Origin of the sequence: Sphingopyxis sp. BSNA05, from assembly GCF_013265645.1 — a bacterium.
GTDB lineage: Bacteria > Pseudomonadota > Alphaproteobacteria > Sphingomonadales > Sphingomonadaceae > Parasphingorhabdus.
The window spans coordinates 18,099-35,864 of the sequence record NZ_PYIA01000021.1 but is presented as its reverse complement, the minus strand read 5'-3'; the positions used below and the strand labels follow the sequence as shown (position 1 = coordinate 35,864).

The 17,766-nt window shown below is 60.0% G+C and carries 15 protein-coding genes and 7 pseudogenes; 8 read left to right on the top strand and 14 right to left on the bottom strand.

The genetic code is table 11. The features are described 5' to 3' along the window. Window positions 1–257 precede the first annotated feature (257 nt). Both C8024_RS02425 and C8024_RS02420 read left to right on the top strand, forming a co-directional pair. Entirely contained in the window at window positions 258–950 is a 693-nt protein-coding gene (locus C8024_RS02425; RefSeq protein WP_367947107.1) for an enoyl-CoA hydratase-related protein, read from the top strand. 74 nt (window positions 951–1,024) lie between these two features. Next, a complete protein-coding gene (locus C8024_RS02420) occupies window positions 1,025–1,888 on the top strand; it encodes an AEC family transporter (RefSeq protein WP_173202809.1) in 864 nt (287 codons plus the stop codon). 18 nt (window positions 1,889–1,906) lie between these two features. Here C8024_RS02420 and C8024_RS02415 read toward each other — a convergent pair whose 3' ends face one another. From C8024_RS02415 to C8024_RS02405, 3 genes and pseudogenes are all read right to left on the bottom strand, one after another. Next, window positions 1,907–2,605 (bottom strand): glutathione S-transferase family protein, encoded by a 699-nt coding sequence (locus C8024_RS02415; protein ID WP_173202808.1) that lies wholly within the window; start codon window positions 2,603–2,605, stop codon window positions 1,907–1,909. Between the two features lie 253 nt (window positions 2,606–2,858). Continuing rightward, window positions 2,859–4,030: pseudogene (gene purT / locus C8024_RS02410) on the bottom strand (formate-dependent phosphoribosylglycinamide formyltransferase). Window positions 4,031–4,153: 123 nt separating this feature from the next. Beyond that, entirely contained in the window at window positions 4,154–4,675 is a 522-nt protein-coding gene (locus C8024_RS02405) for a glyoxalase/bleomycin resistance/extradiol dioxygenase family protein (protein ID WP_173202807.1), read from the bottom strand. A gap of 139 nt (window positions 4,676–4,814) precedes the next feature. Between C8024_RS02405 and C8024_RS22755 the strand changes: the two genes are divergently transcribed. The 3 genes from C8024_RS22755 (at window position 4,815) to C8024_RS02395 (ending at window position 7,112) form a co-directional block, all read left to right on the top strand. After that, window positions 4,815–5,858 (top strand): TonB-dependent receptor plug domain-containing protein, encoded by a 1,044-nt coding sequence (locus tag C8024_RS22755; RefSeq protein WP_367947106.1) that lies wholly within the window; start codon window positions 4,815–4,817, stop codon window positions 5,856–5,858. Next, complete coding sequence (locus C8024_RS22750; RefSeq protein WP_367947105.1) at window positions 5,855–6,853, top strand: TonB-dependent receptor plug domain-containing protein; 999 nt, start codon at window positions 5,855–5,857, stop codon at window positions 6,851–6,853. The genes C8024_RS22755 and C8024_RS22750 overlap by 4 nt, the downstream gene beginning before the upstream one ends. A 133-nt stretch (window positions 6,854–6,986) precedes the next feature. Further along, on the top strand, window positions 6,987–7,112 hold the full coding sequence (locus tag C8024_RS02395) for an entericidin A/B family lipoprotein (protein ID WP_089131779.1): 126 nt from the start codon (window positions 6,987–6,989) through the stop codon (window positions 7,110–7,112). Between the two features lie 112 nt (window positions 7,113–7,224). Here C8024_RS02395 and tatC read toward each other — a convergent pair. From tatC to C8024_RS02350, 9 genes and pseudogenes are all read right to left on the bottom strand, one after another. After that, a pseudogene (gene tatC, locus C8024_RS02390) lies at window positions 7,225–8,003 on the bottom strand (twin-arginine translocase subunit TatC). Further along, on the bottom strand, window positions 8,000–8,368 hold the full coding sequence (tatB, locus tag C8024_RS02385; RefSeq protein ID WP_173202806.1) for a Sec-independent protein translocase protein TatB: 369 nt from the start codon (window positions 8,366–8,368) through the stop codon (window positions 8,000–8,002). The pseudogene tatC and the gene tatB overlap by 4 nt, the downstream one beginning before the upstream one ends. 34 nt (window positions 8,369–8,402) lie before the next feature. Continuing rightward, window positions 8,403–8,633 (bottom strand): twin-arginine translocase TatA/TatE family subunit, encoded by a 231-nt coding sequence (locus tag C8024_RS02380; RefSeq protein ID WP_100094201.1) that lies wholly within the window; start codon window positions 8,631–8,633, stop codon window positions 8,403–8,405. A gap of 25 nt (window positions 8,634–8,658) precedes the next feature. Beyond that, on the bottom strand, window positions 8,659–9,324 hold the full coding sequence (gene scpB / locus C8024_RS02375) for an SMC-Scp complex subunit ScpB (RefSeq protein ID WP_173202831.1): 666 nt from the start codon (window positions 9,322–9,324) through the stop codon (window positions 8,659–8,661). A 34-nt stretch (window positions 9,325–9,358) separates the two neighbouring features. Beyond that, window positions 9,359–10,144 carry a ScpA family protein gene (locus C8024_RS02370; protein WP_100094200.1) on the bottom strand — a complete coding sequence of 262 codons (786 nt, stop codon included), beginning with the start codon at window positions 10,142–10,144 and terminating at the stop codon, window positions 9,359–9,361. Then, a pseudogene (gene nagZ, locus C8024_RS02365) lies at window positions 10,141–11,159 on the bottom strand (beta-N-acetylhexosaminidase). Before nagZ ends, C8024_RS02370 begins: the two are co-directional and overlap by 4 nt. Before the next feature lie 112 nt (window positions 11,160–11,271). Then, window positions 11,272–11,910 carry an SPOR domain-containing protein gene (locus C8024_RS02360; RefSeq protein WP_100094199.1) on the bottom strand — a complete coding sequence of 213 codons (639 nt, stop codon included), beginning with the start codon at window positions 11,908–11,910 and terminating at the stop codon, window positions 11,272–11,274. 27 nt (window positions 11,911–11,937) lie between these two features. Beyond that, window positions 11,938–13,658 (bottom strand): annotated as a pseudogene (gene argS, locus C8024_RS02355) (arginine--tRNA ligase). Between the two features lie 73 nt (window positions 13,659–13,731). Then, window positions 13,732–14,364 carry a hypothetical protein gene (locus C8024_RS02350; protein WP_173202805.1) on the bottom strand — a complete coding sequence of 211 codons (633 nt, stop codon included), beginning with the start codon at window positions 14,362–14,364 and terminating at the stop codon, window positions 13,732–13,734. A gap of 185 nt (window positions 14,365–14,549) precedes the next feature. Here C8024_RS02350 and ispH point away from each other — a divergent pair. From ispH to rnhA, 3 pseudogenes are all read left to right on the top strand, one after another. After that, window positions 14,550–15,507 (top strand): annotated as a pseudogene (gene ispH / locus C8024_RS02345) (4-hydroxy-3-methylbut-2-enyl diphosphate reductase). Then, window positions 15,507–16,465 (top strand): annotated as a pseudogene (gene thrB, locus C8024_RS02340) (homoserine kinase). The pseudogenes ispH and thrB overlap by 1 nt, the downstream one beginning before the upstream one ends. Further along, a pseudogene (gene rnhA, locus C8024_RS02335) lies at window positions 16,462–16,934 on the top strand (ribonuclease HI). The pseudogenes thrB and rnhA overlap by 4 nt, the downstream one beginning before the upstream one ends. Here rnhA and C8024_RS02330 read toward each other — a convergent pair. After that, complete coding sequence (locus tag C8024_RS02330) at window positions 16,931–17,107, bottom strand: DUF1508 domain-containing protein (RefSeq protein ID WP_100094194.1); 177 nt, start codon at window positions 17,105–17,107, stop codon at window positions 16,931–16,933. The pseudogene rnhA and the gene C8024_RS02330 sit on opposite strands and share 4 nt — an antisense overlap. Before the next feature lie 136 nt (window positions 17,108–17,243). Continuing rightward, window positions 17,244–17,729, bottom strand: coding sequence for an FAD-dependent oxidoreductase (locus C8024_RS22745; RefSeq protein ID WP_367947104.1), 486 nt, complete (start codon window positions 17,727–17,729; stop codon window positions 17,244–17,246). Between the last annotated feature and the right edge of the window lie 37 nt (window positions 17,730–17,766).

Below are 17,766 nucleotides of genomic sequence, written 5' to 3'. Positions count from 1 at the left end.
GCGCGGCTTGCCTGCCCCGCCCAAAATTGTTCGTGCGCAGCGGAAGTTTATCATGCTAGGCGAATTGCAACTTCTGACAAAGCATAAGGATAAGAGGATCATGGTCGAGAAAAATATGAATGTTTCGATGTCGAGATAGCCGACGGCATCGCGCATATCCGGATGAACCGTCCGGAAAAACTCAACAGCATGAACCGTGCGTTCTGGAATGATCTGCCGGAAATTGTCGAGGATATCGATATAAACGCCGCGCGCGGGTGATCGTCATCAGCTCTACCGGCAAGCATTTCTCCGCCGGCATGGATCTCTCCGTTTTCGCGCCGCAACCCGACAACAAGATCGACGGCGCGGACAAGCATGTGCTCGCCGAAATGTTCCGCTCCAATGTCAAACGTATCCAGCATAGTTTCAATGCGCTGGAAGAAGCGCGGATTCCCGTATTGTTCGCGCTTCACGGTGGCGTCATCGGCGGCGCGATCGACATGATCAGCGCCGGTGACATCCGCTGGTGCAGCAAGGATGCGATTTTCTGCATTCAGGAAACCAATATCGGCATGACCGCCGATGTAGGTACCTTCCCGCGCCTGCAGCGCTATATCCCCGAAGGCTGGGTCAAGGAAATGGCCTATACCGGCCGCCGGATTGATGCGGCAAAAGCCAAGGAAATCGGGCTGGTCAACGACGTATTCGAAACCCAGGAAGAATGCCTCGCTTATGTCATGGCAACCGCGAAAGAAATTGCGTCGAAATCGCCGCTGGCGGTCACAGGCTGCAAGGTCGTGATCAACTATGGCCGCGACCATAATACCGCCGACACGCTCGACTATATCGGCGTCTGGAACGCCGGCATGTTCCCGCCGTCTCATATTCAGGAGGCTGTCGCTGCGATGGGCGAAAAACGCGAACCGGACTTCCCCGATCTGTTGCCGCTCCGAACCACGGCCTTATAGTTTCGCGCGCGCGATCCAGCGATGATAAATTTTATCTATGCCCTGATCCCGGTGGTCCTGATCACCGTATTGGGATGGTTGCTGGCGCACAGGAATTTCCTGCCCGCCGAGGCTGGCGCGCGATCGAGAGACTGGTCTATTTCATATTTTTCCCGGCGCTGATCATCAATGTGCTGGCCAGCGCCTCTTTCGAAACCGTGCCCTGGGCGATGGTGCTGGCGCTGATCGGTTCGCAAGTGGCGCTTGCTGTGCTGGGGCTGTTCGCCAAGCGGGCCGATGATGGCCCGCGCAAGGGATCGATCATCCAGTCCAATGTCCGCTGGAACACCTTTGTCGGCCTGTCCATTGCCAGCGCGCTGTTTGGCGAGCCGGGCCTTGCCCTGATGGCCATCGCGGTCGCCGCCCTGACGCCGACCGCCAATGTCATTTCGGTGCTGGCGCTGACCCATTTCGCCCGCGACGACGGAAAGGCGAAACCGCATGTGGTGATGGATATGGTGCGCAATCCGCTGATCATCGGCTGCGTGATCGGCATCGCGCTCAACCTGCTGGGTGTCGCGCCCTCCGGCATAGCCGAGAAGACGCTCGACATATTGGGTCAGGCGACGCTGGCGCTCGGTCTGCTGGTGGTCGGCGCCGCGGTTGATCTGCAGGCCTTCAGACGGGCGGGCCATACGACATTGACATGGTCGGCGGTGCGTCTGCTTGGTTTTCCGCTTGTGGCTCTGGCCGCCGGACTGTTGCTCGATCTCGCGCCGGACAGCCTGGCGATCATCATGATCGCAGCCGCCACGCCAACCGCAAGCAGCGGTTATATATTGGCGCGGCAACTCGGTGGCGATGCCACCTTGTCGGCCAATCTGGTTGCCGTTCAGACGGTCTTCTCGGTGCTGTCCATGCCGGCGATCTACGCGCTCTATCTGCTGACCCAGTCCTGAAAACCGGCCTGACGGCGTTTAGCTCAGGTCGAATTTCTCCGGCACCAGCTTCGCGATGATTTTGTCGCAGCCCGCGTTGTTGCGCTGGAAACAGTCATGCGCGCGCATCGCCTGATAATGCGCCACCAAAGCCGGCCAGCGGGAATTGTCGGGCAGACCGGCGAGCATATCGGTCTGGGCGATCTGTGCGGCGACCGCGATATCGGCGATCGTGATACTATCGCCGATAAAATGGGAACGGCTGTCGAGCTGCGCTTCGAGATAGTCATAAAGCGGCGGCAATTTTTCATTCCAGGTCTTGCGCGCGGTTTCGATATCCGGCTCCTTGCGCTGGAACAGATTGAAAATGATCGGCCGGAACACACCCATGCCGCCAGCCATTGCCATGCCGGTATCGGCATATTCCTCGAGCCACAGCGCCCGGCCGTAATCGAAAGCATCGTCGGGATAGACCGCCGGCTCCGGCTGCCTTTTCTCCAAATAGCCGCAGATCGCGGAGCTGTCGGTGATCGTCCCGGCGGGCCCGTCTTCGGCAATATCCCGGTCGCGCAGCGAGGGAATGCGGCCAAGCGGGCTGATTGCCTTGTACCAGTCCGGCATGCCCATGACATTGACGTCCTCGCAATCATAATCGAGCCCCTTGAGCGCCATCACCGCCTCCACCTTGCGCTGGAAGGGGGACAGAGGCGATCCGTAGAGGACGAGAGATGCGGTCATGAGTGTGTCTCCTGATGTTTCGAAGTTCTTTGCCGGATTGATCGGAGATTGGAAAGTCCTGTTCTTTCTCCCGTGAGGGAGAAGGATGCGGAGACTTGGCAGCTTGCTGCCTAGACGTAGCTGGATGAGGGTGTTCTGTAATCCGAAGCGCAGTACGCCCTCACCCAACGTCGCCTGGCTTCGTTCCTCAGCAAGGCTTTGTATCCTTCTCCCTCACGGGAGAAGGCGAATAGCGGCGCACGTCGTTGTTGATTCAGGAATAATCGATTTCCACCGCATCCGCCGCCTGTTTGGCCAGCGCCCTTGCCGCATCCGTGTCCGCCCCGGTCGCGAGCGCAACCGCCATCCGCCGATAAGGCGCGTCACCGGCTTGCCGAATATCCTGACGTCCGTCTCCGCGCCCTCGCTGCCCAGCGCCAGAGCTTCCGCCACACCGGTAAATTCGAACTTCTCACTGTCCCGGTCCGCCAGGATCACCGCGCTGGCGCTGGCCGGTGCGGTCAACGCGATATGCGGGACCGGGAGCCCCATGATCGCGCGGGCGTGGAGGTCGAACTCGCTGAGATTCTGGCCGATCGAGGTCACCATTCCCGTGTCATGCGGCCGCGGGCTGAGTTCGGAGAAGATGACTTCGCCCTGTTTGGTGACGAAAAACTCAACCCCGAACAGACCCCAGCCCTTGCCCTCGCCGCCGAGATTCTCGACGACCTTGCGCGCCATATCCTGGGCCGAGGCGAGCGCCGCGTCGGTCATTGCCGCCGGCTGCCAGCTTTCCTGATAATCGCCGCGCTCCTGCCTATGGCCGATCGGCGGGCAGAACAGCACGCCATCGCGGGTGCGGACGGTCAGCAGGGTGATCTCGTAATCGAAATCGATAAATTGCTCGACAATCACCCGCGCCCGGTCGCCGCGCATATTGGCGACGGCATAGTCCCACGCTGCTTCAAGCTTGTCGGCGCTGTCCACCTTGCTCTGCCCCTTGCCGGAGGAGGACATGACCGGCTTGATCACCAGCGGCAGGCCTATGTCATCCGCCGCGCTGGCGACTTCGGCAAAGCTTTCGGCATAATGGTAGCGCGAGGTGGTCAGGCCCAGTTCTTTCGCTGCGACATCGCGGATCGCATCGCGGTTCATCGTCAGCTGGGTGGCGCGGGCAGACGGTACGACGTGAAAGCCCTCGGCCTCCATATCGGCGAGAATTTCGGTGCGGATCGCTTCAACTTCGGGGACGATCAGGTCGGGCTGATGCTTTTCGATCGCCGCGCGCAATTTTGCGCCGTCGAGCATCGAGAAGATTTCGCGGGTGTCTGCCACCTGCATGGCGGGAGCATCATCATAGGCGTCGCAGGCAATGACGTAAGCGCCGAGCCGCTTGGCCGAGATGGTGAATTCGCGGCCCAGTTCGCCGGATCCGAGGAGGAGGATTTTTTGCTGTAAGTCATCGGGTGACTATGTTGGGATAGGCTGAAGGGTGCAAGCCACAATATTTCCTCCCCGAAGCGAAGCTTGGGGGGGGGACCGCGCACAGCGTGGTGAAGGGGCCCTCCGTCAGCCGTTCCGGCTGCCACCTCCCCATTGCTGCGCAACGGGGAGGAAATATGATTGCTTATCCCCCTCGCCTGCCATCATCTGTTCCATCCGGCGGCCCATTTCCTCTTCCGAGACATCCTCGACATGAGTCGACAAGGTCCATTCATGCCCGAACGGATCTTTCACCCAGCCGGACCGGTCCCCGTAAAATTGATCCTCCACCGGACGCACAATCTCGGCACCGGCAGCGACCGCTTTGGCAAAAGCGGCATCAACATCCGGCACATAGATCATCAGGCTTGCTGTCGCGCCGCCGCGCTTGTTCGGGCCGAGCTTGTCCATTTCGGGGAATTCGTCCGACAGCATCACATGGCTGTCGCCGATCAGCAGATCAGCATGCCCGATCTTGTCGCCCATCGGCAGGCGCATATGCTCCGTCGCACCAAAGGCCTTGGCGTAAAATTCGATCGCCGCCTCGGCATCATCCACCGTGATATAGGGGGTCACACTGTGATAGCCCTCTTCCTTCCACTGCGCCATGTTCGCTCTCCTCTCCTGTGAAGCGCCGCTTATAGCAAATTTCACTCGCCTTGCCGACTCCCTCAAATAGTATTTGATATATTATATCATATCACCTATCTAATCGCCGACCCCAACCCCCGTCATAAAAGAGATGAATGTGTCACACAGAAAATTCCTGATTTCCGCTGCAATTCTGGCCCTGCCCGCGACCCCCGCCTTCGCACAGCAAGACAATAGCGCACAGCAGCGCACCAGCGGCCTGTCCGACGACTTTCACGATGACGATATGATCATCGTCACCGCCCCCTATGTCGACCAGCTTGACCTGCTGGCCGGCACATCGGCCCTGTCAGGTGACGAACTGGCGGAAGATCTGCGCGGCCAGATTGGCGACAGTTTGACCAGCCTGCCCGGCGTGTCTTCCACATCCTTCTCCCCCGGTTCATCGCGCCCTGTCCTGCGCGGCTTTCAGGGGCCACGGGTCCGGGTATTGACCGACGGCATCGGCTCGCTCGATGCTTCCAACACCTCGGTGGATCACGCGGTGACGATTGATCCCCTGACCGCCCAGCGGGTCGAGATATTGCGCGGCCCAGCGGTTCTGCTGTTCGGTGGCGACGCAATCGGCGGTGCGGTCAATGTCATCGACAAGCGTATTCCCCGCGATATTCCCGATGATGCCATTCATCTCGACGCGATTGGCGGCTATGGCAGCGCGGCTGACGACTGGAGCCTCGCCGGATCGGTGGACGTACCGCTGACCCCCAAATTGGTGATCCATGCAGACGGCAGTTACCGCGACACCGGCGATGTCCGGGTGCCGGGCTATGTCCTGTCACCGGATCTGCGCGCTGATTTGCTGGCGGATGCGGCAGAAGAAACCGAGGAAGGTCATCTTGACGAGGCAGAAGAACTGACCGAAGCCGCCAACCAGTCCGGCCGCGTGGCCAATACCGCAAGCCGCACCCAGACGGCGGGCGCGGGCATCGCCTTTATCGACGACGGCGGCAATCTGGGTTTTCGGTCAGCTATTATGACACGGATTATGGTGTCCCCTCGCGGCCCGGCGCAAGCCATGCGCACGGCGACGAAGAGGAAGGCGAGGATCACGATGACCATGATGAGGAAGAGGGCCATGAGGAAGAAGGCCCGGTCACCATCGGCCTTGAACAGATTCGCGTCGATCTGCGCGGCGGCGTGAACATCGGCGGCTTTTTCGAGGCGTTGAACTTCCGCGCCGGCTATTCGGACTATGAACATACCGAATTTGAAGGCGACGAAGTCGGCACGGTCTTCTCCGTCTCCGGCATCGAGGCGCGCGCCGAGCTGGTTCAGGCCGACCATGACGGCTGGCGCGGGGTGATCGGCACCCAGGTTCTGGCACGCGATTTCAACGCCATTGGTGCCGAAGCCTTTGTGCCCAAGAACAGCCTCGAAAGCTGGGCGTTTTTCACCGTCCAGGAAGCCGATCTCGGCGATCTAGAGCTGGAAGGTGCGCTGCGCTTCGACCAGACCACGGTGACCGCCAACAGCATCAATTTCGACCGCAGTTTCAACACGGTTTCCGGTGCGGTGGGTCTGGCCTATGCGCCGGACGACGCAGCGTTCAAAATTGGCGCGAATATCTCGCGATCCGAACGGGCGCCATCGGCGGAAGAGCTGCTTTCCGACGGCCCCCATATTGCCACACAAGCCTATGAAATCGGCAACCCCGATTTCACGACGGAGAAAAGCTGGGGCGGCGAGCTCTACGCCCGCTGGGACAGTGACAATGTCCAGCTCAGCGCCACCGTCTACACCAATTTCTTCAAGGACTATATTTTCGAGGCGGAAACCGCTGCAGAAGAAGACGGATTGCCGGTGTTCCAATATTTCCAGCGTGACGCGACCTATTATGGCTTCGAGGCCTCGGCTTCAACCGTCATTGCCCATGTCGGCGGTTTCGACCTGATCGCCGACGGCGTAGCGACTATGTCCGCGCCAAGATCGATAATGGCGGTGGTGCGGTACCGCGCATCCCGCCCCTGCGTCTGCTCGGCGGGATCAAGGCGCATAGCGACAATCTCGACCTGCGCGCCGAAGTCGAATGGTCCGACAGCCAGAAAAAAGTCACCGCTTTCGAGACGCCGACCGACGGCTTTACCATGGTTAACGCCACGGCGGCCTGGCGGCCGTTCGGCAAGGATGGCGGCGTAACGCTGCTCGCATCGGCCAACAATATCTTCGACGTCCAAGCCCGTCGTCATGCCTCGTTCACTAAAGACTATGTACCTCTGTCCGGTCGTGATATTCGCGTCAGTGCAAAGTTCAGTTTTTAGGATGTTTAGACATGCAGAAAATTACCGCAGCAATCTTGATCTCTACCATGGTTCTTCTCAGCGCCTGCGCCACCGTTAAAGGTGTCGGCAGGGATATCGAGTCGGTTGGCGAAGCCGGTCAGGACGCGATTGACTGATCAGCTTTGATCCCGGGCTTGTCGAACGGCGCCTCTCGAACGGGATGCGTGGTTCGACAAGCCTATCACTAGCGGCACAGACCAGCACCGTACCAATATTGCCGGTTCAGCTTTACGCTGCGGGCGTGATCTCTTTCTTCTTCCGCTCGGTGATCCACATGATGAGCAGCGAGACCTCGTAGAGCAGGATCAGCGGGATGCCGAGCATCAGCTGCGAGACCACATCCGGTGGCGTCAGGATGGCCGCCAGGGCGAAAGCTCCGACGATCATATAGCGCCTTATGCCCTGCAGCTGCTGACGGCTGACAATACCGGCCCGGTTAAGCAGTAGAAGCAGCACCGGCAGCTGGAAGCACACACCGAAGGCCAATATGAACTGCATCACCAGCGACAGATAGTCGCCCATCGCCGGCAGGGCCTCCTGCTGCAGGCCGCCAACCGATCCCTCGAACCCGAGAAAGAAGCGGAAGGCCGTTGGCATGACAATGAAATAGGCCAGCGATGCGCCGGCGATGAACAATAGCGGCGTGGCTACGAGAAAGGGCAGGAACGCTTTTTCTCGTTGGCGTAAAGGCCGGGCGCTACAAAGGCCCAGAGCTGGTTGGAGATGATCGGAAAGGCCAGAAAGAATGCCGCGAACATCGCCACCTTGATCTCGACGAAAAAGGCTTCGTAGAGCTTGGTGTAAATGATCTTGCCTTCACCAGCGGGAAAGGCATCGGTCAGTGGCTGCACCAATATCCCGAAAATCTCGTCGGCGAAAAATATGCTCACCAGAAAAGCGACGGTCAGCGCCGCCACCGACCAGAGCAGCCGCTGGCGCAGCTCGATCAGATGCTCGATCAGCGGCGCCTTGCTTTCGTCGAGATCCGGCTGGCTGTGATCGTTCACGGCTTGGGATCGCCTGCGGGCGGAAAGTCCGTCCGGTTGTCGGAGGGATCAGACGGGTCAGACGCGTCCGGCGGCGATGCGTCCAGCGGCTCCATTTTCGGTTCGTCTACCGCGCTGTCGTCGGGAAGCGCCGGATGCTCGCGCATGATCCGCTCGTTCTCGGACGCCCATTTCTTTTCCATTTCCTGCAACTCGGCCTCGCGGACCATGGCGTCGAGGCCGGTCCGGAAATTGGCCATTATGCCGCGGCCCTTGGCCATCCATTTGCCCGCCGTCGCCAGTGCGCGCGGCAGTTCCTTGGGACCGATGACAACAACGGCAATGATCGCGATGATCGCGATCTCGGATATGGAAAGGTCAAACATATATTATGCGGCCCTCGATCCAGAGGCCGGCAATTCAACCAGCCGTCTTGTCGGCGGTTTTGCTGGTCTCGGCCGATGTATCGGCGCTCTTGTTGTCAATCTTGGGGGCAGGATTCGCGGCATTGGCCTCTTCCTCGGTAATGCCCTTCTTGAACGAGCGAATGCCCTTGCCGACATCACCCATCATCTCGGAAATCCGGCCACGGCCGAACAATATCAGAACCAGCGCCGCTACAATTAAAATCTGCCAAACACTCGGTTGCATGCGATTTTCTCCTTATGCGCCCTATTTAAGCGCTTTCGGTTTCGTTTTCCAGCAAAACACCATCATCATCTTCATTCTCTCGCTCAGCGGATTCTGCCTGCTCCCGCTCAGCTTCGGCCTCGGCTTCCGCTTCCAGCTCCATCTGCTCCAGCGCCATATCGACGGGGTCCAGCAAACCTGCGGCCTTGAGGTCTTCGATACCCGGCAAATCACGGCGGCTTTGCAGACCGAAATGGGTCAGAAATTCGGCGGTGGTCGCATATATCAGCGGCCGGCCCGGCACTTCGCGGCGCCCCGCCGGACGGACCCAGCCCGCTTCCATCAGCACATCGAGCGTACCTTTGGCGACCTGCACGCCCCTGATGGCTTCGATTTCTGCCCGGCTGACCGGCTCGTGATAGGCAATGATGGCCAGCGTTTCCATGCCGGCGCGGCTGAGCTTGCGCATTTCCGCCCGTTCCCGCCGCAGAAGATGCGAGAGATCCTGCGCGGTCTGGAAATGCCAGCGGTCGCCGGTCCTGACCAGCACGATGCCACGGTCCCGGAAATCCTCCTGCAGATCGGCCAATATCCGGCGTATATCGAGCTCTTCGCCGACATAGGCCCTGATATCGGCGATTGTCATCGGCTTTTCCGACGCAAATAGCGTCGCCTCGACCGCACGCTTGCCGATATCCAGGGAGTCGGGCATCGGGTCGATCAGGCTGGTATCTTCGATGTCATGTTCACCCATGGGTCGTCGCCTTTATCCTGAGCGGTGAAAAACTTTCTTCCTGCTGCAATTCCAGCTTTCCCTGCCGGGCCAATTCGAGCGTTGCCAGAAAACTGGACGCCAGCGCAGATTTGCGCAGCTCGGGCGGCGCGCCCGGCGGCAGGAAATGCCTTATATCCATCCAGTCGATCGCTTCGCCGAGCATCATCGAAACCCGGGCCAGCGCATCCTCCAGCGTCATCACCATCCGCTGACGCACGATATGGATGGCCGGTGCGCTGCGGACCTTCACGCGGGAATAAGCGGAAATAAGGTCATAATATTCCGCCTGCCATTGCCGTTCCTTCACGACGCGCAGCCCCTCCGGCGCGCCGCGCATGAAGACGTCGCGGCCGATCCGGTCCCGTGCCAGCAAGCGAGCGCCCGATTCCCGCATTGCGTTCAGCCGTTCCAGCCGCATTTGCAGACGCAGGGCCAGTTCTTCCGGCGACGGTTCGATCTCCGGATCGCGCGGCAGCAGCAGACCCGACTTCAAATAGGTCAGCCAGGCGGCCATCACCAGATAGTCGGCCGCCAGTTCCAGCCGCAGCGTCTGCGCGCTGGCGATATATTTCAGATATTCCTGCACCAGCTCGAGAATCGAGATCTCCCGCAGATCGACCTTCTGGTTACGGGCCAAAGCGAGCAGCAGATCGAGCGGGCCTTCCCAGCCGTCGATGTTGAGGGTCAGCGCACCCTCTTCGGATGCCGCCGGATCGGCCGGGAAGAAGAAACCCTCGTTTTCGGCTTCCTCGCTCATGCGACCGCCGCCATCAGCCCGTCGCGGCGGGCGAGCAGGCTGGCCAGTTCGTCTTCGGCCTTCGCAACACTCACGCCTGCAATCGTCGCCATGGCATCATCCAGCCGTTGCTGTGTCTTTTCCGACATCGGTGCCAGACGTTCGGCGATACCGGTCATATCGTCCATCTTCGCCCAGCAATTGAGCGCAATATCGCAACCGGCAGCCTGCGCACGCTCGGCCCGCTCCGGAACGGTACCCGACAAGGCCTCCATATCCAGATCATCGGTGAACAGCAGGCCGTCAAAGCCGATGCGGTCACGAATGATGTCCTGAACGACGGTTTTCGACAGCGTCGACGGCGTCTCTGCATCCCAGGCGGTGAACAGCAAATGTCCGGTCATGCCCATCGGCGCCTTGCTGAGCGTCCGGAACGGGGCGATATCCATCTCCAGTTCCGCATCACTGGCCGTCACCGTCGGCAGGGCCTTGTGCGTGTCGACGCTGGTCCGGCCATGGCCCGGCAGATGCTTGACCACGCCAACCACGCCGCCGCGCTGCAGCCCGTCGAGGATCGCGCGCCCCAGAGCGGCTACGCGCAGCGGTTCGCTGCCCAGCGCACGATCGCCGATGACATTGTCGGCGTCGGGCTGGCGGACATCGAGCAACGGATGGCAATCGACGGTGATCCCGACCTCGTTCAGCGTGACGGCAATTGCCTGCGCATTGAGCCGCGCCGCCTCGATCGCGGTGGCGGGGGCGATGTCATAGAGTTTGTCGAATATTTCCCCGGCCGGGAATTTCGGCCAGAGCGGGGGCTGCATTCGCGCAACGCGGCCGCCTTCCTGATCGATCAGGATCGCTACATCGTCGCGGCCATGAAGAGCGCGCAATTCGTCGGTCAGCGTCCTGAGCTGCGCCTTGCTGTCGATATTGCGACCGAAAATGATATAACCGGCGGGATCGCTGTCGCGAAAAAAGCCTTCTCGTCGGCAGTCAGGCGCAGGCCTGCAATTCCAAAAACCGCCGGTGTCATAGCCATGATGAACTCTTTTCACGCAACATGTCTTATACTCGCGCCGTTTTGCAGCCGGGTAAAGGCGAAAGCGCCGTTATCCACAGCGCTTCAACCATCAATTGCCTGAAAACTAGCGAACGACGAGGCAGCTTTCACCTGCGGCTTTCAGATTGTTGCAGATTTCCTGCGCCGCGTCGCCGCTGGGTGCGACCGCGTTCAACCGGTAAATCGTACCGCCATCCAGCTTGCCGGGGATGATCTTCTTCGGCAGCGAACCGATCGATTCAAACCGGCGGGCATAGCCGGACCAGCTGCTGTCAGCGAGGCTGGCCGAACTGAAGGCACCCAGCTGGATCAGAGCGCTTCCCGCGGCATCGGCTGCCGGTTCGGCGTCGGATTTGCGGATCGGCGCTTCCTTGGCGACCGGATCACCCAGCTGCGCGGGTGTTTCCTGGCCTTCGCTGGCGGCGAAGCTGGCATCGCCCTCACCTTCGAATTTCCGGGCCTGCGGATCGTCGGGACGGACCTTGTAATCGCCTTCCTGCGCCGCGATCAGTTCGCCGCTGCCGTCGAGCCCACCGCCATCACGGTTCTGCAACCAGTAGATGCCGCCGACAATCGCGGCCAGCAAAAGCAGGCCGAATCCGACGAACAAGGCCACCCGGACCGGGGAATATTCCCCGTCGTCATCATAATCTTCGGCCGATTCCAGCCAGGGCAGACGATCATCATCGTCGAGATCAAGATTGTCGCGGGTGGTATCTGACATGTTATGCTCCGTTAGCCATGCGGCCGATTACATCGATTCTGCGGCCTCTACACCCATCAATGCAAGACCGTTCTTCACAGTCTGCCCTATATTCTTGGCTAAGAAAAGCCTCGCCGATGTCGTTTCCGGGTCGTTAACCATTATGATCCGCTTGTCAGGCCGGTCATTGCCCAGATTATAATAGCCGTGAAATGCCGCTGCCAGATCATTCAGATAGAATGCGACTCGATGGGGCTCCCGCGATGCAGCGGCCGATTCGATGATCCGGGGGAATTGCGCCGCCATTTTGATGAGGTCCATTTCCTCCTCGCCGAGACGATCCAGATGATCGGCCGAAGGGGTTACGCCGTCTTCCGCCGCCTTGCGCAGCATCGACTGGATCCGGGCATGGGCATATTGCACATAGAAGACCGGATTGTCGCGCGAAGCCTCCATCACCTTGGCAAAATCGAAGTCCATCTGCGCGTCGGCCTTGCGGGTCAGCATGGTGAATCGCACGGCGTCCTTGCCGACTTCCTCGACCATATCGGCGATGGTGACAAAATTGCCCGAGCGTTTGGACATTTTCTCCGGCTCGCCGTTGCGCAGCAGGCGCACCATTTGCACCAGCTTGACGTCGAATTTGGTCTTGCCACCGGTCAGCGCCGCGACCGCGGCCTTGATCCGCTTGACGGTGCCGCTGTGATCGGCGCCCCAGATATCGATCAGTTCGTCGGCCGATTGTGCCTTCTGGTAGTGATAAGCGAGATCGCCGCCGAAATAGGTCCAGCGGCCGTTGGATTTCTTGATCGGGCGATCCTGGTCATCGCCGAACTGGGTCGAGCGGAACAGCGGCAGCTCGACCGCTTCCCAGTCCTCGATCACCTTGCCCTTGGGCTGTTCCAGCTCCCCGTCGTAGACGAGATCGCGGGAGCGCAGCTCGGCCTCGGCGGCGTCCGCCTTGCCCGCTTCGTGCAATTCTGCCTCGGAGGAGAAAACATCGTGGCGGATGCCGAGCATGGCCAGATCGGAACGGATCATGTCCATCATCTTGGCAACCGCAGCCTTGCGGAAGGTCAATAGCCAGTCGCTTCCGCCGCGCCCTTGTATTTGTCGCCAAATTCTGAGGCCAGAGCCTCGCCCACCGGCTTGAGATAGTCGCCCGGGTAGAGGCCTTCGGGTATCGTGCCGATATCTTCGCCCAGCGCCTCGAGATAGCGCAGATGCGCCGAGCGGGCGAGCGTGTCGACCTGCGATCCCGCGTCATTGACATAATATTCGCGGATTACCTTGTGCCCGACTGCCTCGAGCAGATCGGCCAGCGCATCGCCGACCACCGCGCCACGGCAATGGCCCATATGCATCGGGCCGGTCGGATTGGCCGAGACATATTCGATATTGACGGTCACGCCCTTCCCCTTGTCCGAGCGCCCATAATCCGAACCCAGCTGTTCGATTTCGAGCAATTCACCGAGCAACACCGGTGCTGCAACCCGCAGATTGATAAAGCCGGGACCGGCGATATCGACCGACTGCACATCATCCAGCGTTTCCAGCTTCTCCGCGATTTTCGCGGCCAGGTCGCGCGGCTTCATGCCCGCCGCCTTTGACAGGACCATTGCCGCATTGGTCGACAGGTCACCGTGCGACGGATCGCGTGGCGGCTCCAGCGTGACATTCGAACGGTCGATCCCGGCCGGAAGCACTTCTGCCTCGGTCAGTTCATCCAATATCGCATCAATATGCTTTTGAAAAATGTGGAACAGCATGATTGGTTCAGTTCGTCATAGGAAAAGGAGCCCGACAGAATCAGGCGCGGTTGCTTGTCATTTCAGGCGACCCTTATCGGGTTGCGTTATATTGTAGCTGGGCCTGGCTCAGTTGAAAACCGACAAGCAGCTCGAACGAGGACCGCGCAACCGCAGCCTTGATCGTCGGATCGGCGAGCGGATCGAGCGCTGCATCGGGATCACCGGCCTTGCGGCGGCGGGTCAGGCGTTCGATCACCTCGTCCGGCAAGCGTGCGGCGGAAGCATCGACATAGGAACCGGCCTTGGCCGAGGCTGTCGCCCGATAGGCGCCATCGGCAAATTGCAGGGTCACATTGCCGACCCGCTTGGCGACCACGGCGGTGCCGCCCTGGACGACCGTCGAGAAATAGGGGATGGTAACCGTACGGGCGCCGGCCGGATTGGTCCGCGACGCGTGGACATCAAAGGCCGCCTCGCTGTAAATCCGGGCGCTTTCGCTGTTACAGGTCGAGCGGACATTGGTGATATAGGCGACCACGTCGATGGCGCTGGCATCGGTGCTGCTGGCCGGGTTGAAGATGGTGATATCGCCGGTGTGATCGGGCACCGCAACCGCCGGACAACCGCTGCGGATGACCGAAATACCGACGCCGGAACTCAGGTCGATGGCGCCTTCCCGCGCACATCCGGTGACGGCGAGAACCGCGACCCCTGCCAAAACCATTTTTTCAACCGGCCATTCGCCATCATTTTCAATCCTTGCCTTTGATCACGGGCTACACACATAGGTTCCATGCGCGCCGATAAAAATTTCGCAACCCTTATCTGGGCCTTTAATGCGGTGCAACCGTCCATAAGATGAACAGACGGGCTTTTCGCCGGAGAACTTATTCCCTAAGAGCTGAAACCATGATTCATTCCGATAAGCAGAAACGGCAGATAGACTTGCTTGTGGCCGCGCCTCGCGGCTTTTGTGCAGGCGTCGACAGGGCGATTAAAATCGTCGAGCTGGCGATAAAAAATATGGCTCGCCAGTCTATGTCCGGCACGAAATCGTGCACAACCGCTATGTCGTCGATGAATTGAAGAAACTGGGCGCGATATTTGTCGAGGAACTGGACGAGGTCCCGGACGGGGTTCCGGTGGTCTTTTCCGCCCACGGCGTGCCCAAGGCAGTGCCGCACAAGGCCGAAGAACGGGGTCTGGAATATCTCGACGCGACCTGCCCGCTCGTGTCGAAAGTGCATCGGCAGGCGGAACGGCAAACCGAGGCCGGGCGCCATATCATTTCGTCGGCCATGCCAATCATCCCGAGGTCATCGGCACATTCGGCCAGGTCGATGAAGGCCGGATGACGCTGGTCGAAACGCTGGCCGATGTAGAAGCGCTGAACCCCGAAGACCCAGACGCCCTGGCCTTCCTGACCCAGACCACTTTGTCGGTCGATGACACACACGCGATCGTCGAAGCGCTACAGACCCGCTTCCCAAATATTGTCGGTCCGAAAGGCGAGGATATCTGCTATGCCACCTCCAATCGTCAGGATGCGGTGAAGAAGATTTCCGAAACCTGCGAGCTGGTTCTGGTGATCGGCGCACCCAATAGCTCGAACAGCCTGCGGCTCGTCGAAGTCGCCGAACGCGGTGGCGCGATGGCGAAGCTGATCCAGCGGGCCGATGAAATCGATCTTGCATGGCTGGACGGTGTCAGCACGCTGGGCCTGACAGCCGGGGCATCCGCTCCGGAAATACTGGTCCGCGAAGTGGTTACTTTGCTCGAGCAACATTTCGATGTCAGGGAAGAAAAAGTCCAGACGGCGGACGAGAATATGGTCTTCAAGCTGCCGCGCGGCCTAGAAGCGGCCTGATGGCGGTATATACCAAGGTTAGCGCAGAGGAAATCGACCGCTTCCTCACCCGCTTCGATGTGGGAACGCTGGTCTCCGCCAAGGGCATTGCCGAGGGAGTCGAGAACAGCAATTATCTGCTGGAAACGACGCAGGACAAGTTCATCCTGACCCTGTATGAAAAGCGCGTCGACCCCGCCGACCTGCCTTTTTCATTGCGCTGCTCGATCATCTTGCCGAAGCAGGCTGTCTGGTACCGCCGATGATCGCGGATCGCGATGGCACGAAGATCCAGCAATTGTGCGGACGCAGCGCCTGTCTCATAACCTTCCTGCCCGGCGTATCGGTCAGCCACCCGACCCCGGACCAGGCCAGGGCAACGGGCCGGGCGCTGGGAGACATGCACCGCGCACTGGCGGATTTTACGCCGGAACGCCGCAACAGCATGGATCACGAAGGCTGGCGGGCGCTGGCCGAACAATGCGGTCCGGCGGAGCTCGACAATATTGCACCGGGTCTGGCAAAGGCAATTGCGCAGGAACTCGACCATCTCGACGAGCACTGGCCGGATGATCTGCCGCGCTCGGCCATTCATGCCGACCTGTTCCCCGACAATGTGCTGATGCTGGATGACCGGGTAACCGGACTGATCGACTTCTATTTCTCCTGCACAGATATCCGCGCCTATGATTTTGCGGTGACCCATGCTGCCTGGAGTTTTTCCGAAGACGGCACGGAATTTCACGCACCGATATCCCGCGCCCTGCTGGAGGGCTATGGTTCGGCCTTCCCGCTCAGCGAAGCCGAACGCCGGGCGCTGCCGCTGCTGGCACGCGGTGCGGCGCTGCGCTTCCTGCTGACCCGGGCCTATGACTGGATCAACACGCCCGCCGGTGCGCTGGTGACGCGCAAGGACCCCCAGGCCTTTCTCAACAGGCTGCAATATTACCGGACCCACAAGGATATTTTCACCGCATGACCGAACCGAAAATTGTCGAAATCGCCACCGATGGCGCGTGCAAGGGCAATCCCGGGCCGGGTGGCTGGGGCGCCTGATCCGGCATGGCGACAAGGAAAAGGAAATCTCCGGCGGCGAGCCGGACACGACCAACAACCGCATGGAATTACGCGCCGCAATCGAAGCGCTCAACGCGCTGAAGCGTCCGTGCAAGGTCAAGCTCTCGATCGACAGCACTTATGTAAAGGACGGCATTACCAAATGGATTTTCGGCTGGCAGAAAAACGGCTGGCGGACGGCGACTCGCAAGCCGGTCAAGAATGCCGATCTCTGGCAGGATCTGCTAAAGGCGGTCGAGCCGCACCAGATCGAATGGCACTGGGTCAAGGGCCATGCCGGCGACGCCGACAACGAGCGCGCCGATCAACTGGCGAGCGACGCTGCCATGAACGTCGCCGCCAATCGTCGTAGTTTTAGGATCAGACCCTAGCTATTGTCTTCAATCTCGGCATTCGGTCCGTTTTTCAGAATCGAACTGATCGCATTTTTAGCGCTGGTCTTGCTGGAATAGCCCTCGGTCGAGAAAATGACTTCGCTATTATATTTGAAGCGAACGCGAAACTCGCCCTTCTTGTCTTTCCAGATTTCAAACTTGTGCGCCATTGCTATCTTCTCCTTCGGTTGGATGGAGGAACTATTGCGCAAACCGGCTGCCCGTGCAACCGGCCCGTTGTAAAACGATGTTTCCTAGGAAAAGCGCGCTGCCGCATAAAGGCTGGCATCGACGGCATGCAGGCTTTCATCCGGCGCCTCTCCCAACAGGAGTGAACGAGCCAGCTTTGCCGCGGCGGGCGCGGTCTGAATGCCAAAGCCCCCTGCCCCGCGAACCAGAAAACCCACCGTCAGCGGAGTCAAAGCCGATCACCGGCAGCCGGTCCGGTGCGAAACTGCGCAGCCCCGCCCATTTCCGGCTGACTCGCTTGATTTCCACGTCCATCACCTTTTCAAACCGGTCGATAGCGATGGCAATGCTCAGTTCATCAGGCGCCACGTCGCCAGGCTCGGAAGGAACTTCATCATGCGGGCTGAGCCAATAGCCACCACCCGCTTCGGGTTTGAAATAAAAGCTGCCGTCGATCCCGACGACCAGCGGCATCGCCTGCGACGATGGCGGATCGGTCTCGATCTGGACCATATTGCGGATTAACGGCTGTATGCCGACAGGCTTCACATCGGCCATGCCGGCCACGGCATCGGCCCAGGCGCCGGCCGCGTTAACCAGCACGGTCGCGCGAAATTCCCTTTCGCCGGCAGTCAGTTCC